Origin of the sequence: Microbacterium sp. HMWF026, assembly GCF_003061325.1 — a bacterium.
GTDB classification, from domain to species: domain Bacteria; phylum Actinomycetota; class Actinomycetes; order Actinomycetales; family Microbacteriaceae; genus Microbacterium; species Microbacterium testaceum_E.
The window spans coordinates 1-4,072 of the sequence record NZ_QAJB01000373.1 but is presented as its reverse complement, the minus strand read 5'-3'; the positions used below and the strand labels follow the sequence as shown (position 1 = coordinate 4,072).

Here is a 4,072-nt window from a genome sequence, read left to right as displayed (position 1 = left end):
ACACCAGACCCCGGTGACCGATGGGGAGGTCCACCCCGGCATCGTCGCGGACACGGATTTCCGTGCCGCCGATCGGTCGCCCGACGCTGCCCGGGCGTTCGAGCCACTCCGTTCCGGTGATGCGTGTGAGGCCGTTCGACTCGCTGCCGGCGTACACCTCGTCGACCCGCTCGGCGCCGAGCCAGTCGAGGAACGCCCGCTTCAGAGCCGGCGCGCACGGCGCTCCCATGTGCAGCACGCTCTCGAGACTCGCGACGCGCTCGGGACTCCGCGCCTCGGCGGGCAGGCGCAGCAGCCGCGCCATCATGGTCGGGACGAGCAGCCCCCACGTCGCACCGTGCTTCTCGACGGCGTCGACCCACGCGCTCGCGTCGAAGCGATCCAGGATGACGAGCCGGTGCCCCGTGAGCAGACCCCGGAACGCGTAGGTGAAGACCGCCGAATGCCACATCGGGCCGGCGACGATCTGCGTCGCTGCCCGCGGGAGGAAAGCTGCCACCGGGCGCGAGGGATCGAGGGTCGCCGGCGCCGCCGCGCGCACGATCTTCGGCCGCCCCGTCGATCCCGAGGTGGCCGGCGCCTTCCAGCACGACGCCGCGACGTCGGGGAGATCGCCCGCCCATGGCTCGACCCGCGCTCCGGACACCCACTCGACGTCGGGTGACGCGGGCCGCGCGCCCACGGCGGCGGCGGGCAGGGCGATCGCCTCGAGGTCGGCGCGCTCCGCCGCGGTGAGCGAGGTCGACAGCGGCTGCGGCGTCGCACCTGCCCGCCAGATCCCGAAGCAGGTGATGACCACGTCCCGCCCGTTCGGCAGAGACACCGCGACGGTGTCGTCGCGACGGACGCCGCGGGAGAGGAGCTCGTGCGCGAGCGCCGAGGCGGCGGCATCCAGCTCCCCCGCCGTCATCACGCCGGCGCCGTCGACGACGATGGGCTCGTCGGGGGCGGCCCAAGCGCGGTCGGCGAGGATCGCCGAGAACGAGCGTTCGGTCACCGCGTGCTCCGCGACGGCACGCGTGCGTAGAACCGCTCGTGCGCCTGGGCCGCTCGCTCCCAGGTGTGCGCGCGGGCGAGTGCCGGCCCCGCGGCCGTGTCGGTCGCCGCGGCGCCCCGCAGTACCGCGTCGAGCCGGTCGGCGATCTCAGCGGGAGTCGACGCGTAGAGCACCGTGTCGCCGAACACCTCCCGGATCACGGGCAGATCACGCGCCACGACCGGCGTCGAGGCGGCGAGCGCCTCCATCGCGGCGAGCCCGAAGCCCTCTTTCGTCGAGACGAACGCGAGCGCGCGGGCCTCCGCGACGAGGGCCGGCAGCGCGTCGTCGTCGACCGGGCCGAGGATCGTCGGTCGGATGCCCAGCTCATCGGCGCGAGCCTCGAACCGCTCGCGGTACTCGCGATAGTCGAAGAGCGTCTCACCGCCGCCGAAGACGAGACGCACGTCGGAGTGCGCGTCGCGGGTCAGGGCGTATGCCTCGAGCAGGTCGAGGGAACCCTTCCGCGGCTCGATGCCTCCGAGCGCCAAGACGTAGTCGCCGAGCTGCGCCCGCCAGGTCGCGCGCGCCTCGTCGGCGTCCACCGCGGCGGCGAACCGCTCGGCATCCACCCCGTTCGCGATCACCTCGGGGCGCACGCCGTACCCCTGCTCGACCTCGCGGGAAACGGCATCGGATACGCACAGTCGGGCGACCGGCTCGACCACGGCGCGGTCGTGGCACGCCACCAGCTGCGGCGTGCTGAACGTGTCGAGGTGGTGGATCGTGCGGACGACCGGGATGCCACGGCGCAGCGCCGCGTTCGCCGAGATGCAGTCCTGCGCGTGCACGATGTCGGCATCCGTGTCCAGAGCCGCAGCCATCACTTCGATCGAGCGCTCGATGCGCTCCCCCACGCCCTCACCGTCGAGCGGGGGGAACGGCACGACCCGCACGCGCACGCGCGGGTCGACCGGACGGAAGAACGCCGTGTCGTCGCCGCGACCGAGTGTCCAGACCTCGACCTCGTGACCACGCGCGGCGAGCGCTTCGGCAAGCGCGAGCGTGTGCACGACCCCGCCGCGGGGTTTCGTGGAGTACGTCAGCTGCGCGATGCGCATGGGTCGTCCTTTCCGCGGCGAGCGCGCCGGGTCTACGCGGGCGCGCTGAGCCGGTAGGCGTGTTCGGCGCGCTGCGCGAGGTGGTTGAGCGAGCGTCGCGCGCGAGCCACGTCGGCGCAGACGTCCGCCTCGGCGACGGCGAGACCGCCCTTCGCCCAGGTCTTGGCGATGATCTCGCCCGCGGGGTCGACGACCTTCGCCTGCCCGAGGAATCGCAGGCCGCCCAGCACGCCTGTCTGGTTCGACGACACGAGATAGACCTGATTCTCGGCGGCGCGCGCGCAATCGTAGAGGTCGAACAGGTGGGCCTGGCGGTCGTTGCGGATGCGGTCGGAACGGTCGGTGACGCTGGCCGGCCAGGCGCTCAGGCACGCGATGATCTGCGCGCCGTCGAGGGCGACCGAGCGGGCGGCCTCGGGGAAGGTCTTGTCGAAGTCGATGAGCATGCCGATGCGGCCGACGGGGGTGTCGAATGCGCGGAAGTCGCCCCCCGCGGCGTAGACCTCCGATTCACCCAGCGGCAGGTGGACCTTGCGGTGCACCCCCAGCACGCCGTCCCCGTTGACGCAGACGGCCGTGTTGTACCGCCGCTCCTCGCCGCCGTCGATGGCACGTTCGGCGATCCCGAAGCACACCGTCATCTCGCCCGCCAAGGCGACGATCGCCGACACCTCCGGCCCGTCGATCTCGACGGAGTGCGGGATGCCGTCCCCCTCTTCCACCGGGTGGTGCAGGTCGAGCAGGTAGCCGCCGATCGTGGCATCCGGGAGCACGAGGAGGTCCACCCCGCGCCCGCGCGCGTCCTCGACGATGCCGGGGAGTTTGGCGAGCGTGCGCTCGACGTCGCGGCCGAAGTGGGCCGCCACCGCAGCCATCGTCACGGATGCCATTCCCCGAGAGTACGCGGTGGCCGCTCAGCGCACCGCGAGGACGCCGTGCGACGCCTCGACGACCCCGGCCGCGACGTGCTCGGCATCCCGGGCGATCGCGTGGAACCTCCCCGAGCCCCACGTGTGCAGCCAGGGGAGCCCCACGAACGAGAATCCGGGAACCGCGGTCATGCCGCGCTCGTGCGCGGGGTGCCCGTGGGCGTCGAGCACGTCGAGGTCGCCGAGCCACGACCAGTCGGCCCGGAAGCCGATGGCCCAGACGACCGCGTCGACCTCGTCGAGATCGAGCACGGTGGGACCCGGGGCCGGCGTCCACACTGGCCGGTAGCGCTCCTCGACGGGGGCGTCGATCCTTTCGCGGTCGATGTACGCGTCGATGTCGTTCTTGATCGACTCGGCGACCGAATCGGCGCGGTCGAGGTTGGCCGCGAGGCTGTCGTCGAAGGCGAGCGTGCCGTCGGTGATGCCGACCGCCCGCCCGTGCAGCCCCATTCCCTGCACCGCGAACAGGCGGAGGTCGATGTCGCGGCCCCCGTCTCGCCCGGTCACGTAGTGGTTGGTCGCAGCGCGTTTCGCGGCGGCCTGCGCTCCCACCGGAAGGTCGTACACGCCCATGTCGGCGAGCCACGTCATGCAGTCGCGCCCGCGGTAGAACCGCGCCACGCGAGGCGCGCGCCCCACGGCGAGATGCACCTGTCGTCCCTCGAGGTGCAGGTCCTCGGCGATCTGGGTGCCCGACTGGCCCGTGCCGACCACGAGCACGGTTCCCGGCAGCTGCCCCGCGTGGCGGTACTGATGCGAATGCATCTGCACGATGCGCTCCGGCAGGTCGTCGGCCCACGACGGGGTGATGGGGCGGTGGTAGCCCCCGGTCGCCGAGGTGACGGCATCCGCGGTGATCTGTCCCGCACTGGTCGTCACCACGAACACCCCGTCGTCGCGACGGTCGACCCGCCGCACCTCGACGCCCTCGGCGAGAGGCGCGTCGAAGCTGTCGGCGTAGCCGCGCACCCACGCGTAGACCTCGTCGCGGGTCATGAACCCGTCGGGGTCGGGGCCGTCGTAGGCGTAGCCGGGGAGCCGGC

4 protein-coding genes are annotated in these 4,072 nt (G+C 72.7%); all 4 read right to left on the bottom strand.

The genetic code is table 11. The features are described 5' to 3' along the window. Positions 1-997 (bottom strand): AMP-binding protein (locus DBR36_RS17860; protein WP_219927660.1); only part of this gene is annotated, 997 nt, incomplete at its 3' end. Further along, positions 994-2,097, bottom strand: coding sequence for an MSMEG_0565 family glycosyltransferase (locus DBR36_RS13865; RefSeq protein WP_108320321.1), 1,104 nt, complete (start codon positions 2,095-2,097; stop codon positions 994-996). The genes DBR36_RS13865 and DBR36_RS17860, both read right to left, overlap by 4 nt. A 32-nt stretch (positions 2,098-2,129) precedes the next feature. Continuing rightward, positions 2,130-2,987, bottom strand: a complete 858-nt coding sequence (locus tag DBR36_RS13860; protein ID WP_108320319.1) for a carbon-nitrogen hydrolase family protein — start codon at positions 2,985-2,987, stop codon at positions 2,130-2,132. 24 nt (positions 2,988-3,011) lie between these two features. Then, positions 3,012-4,072: NAD(P)-binding domain-containing protein (locus DBR36_RS13855; protein ID WP_108320317.1), on the bottom strand; the 1,061-nt coding region annotated here is incomplete at its 5' end.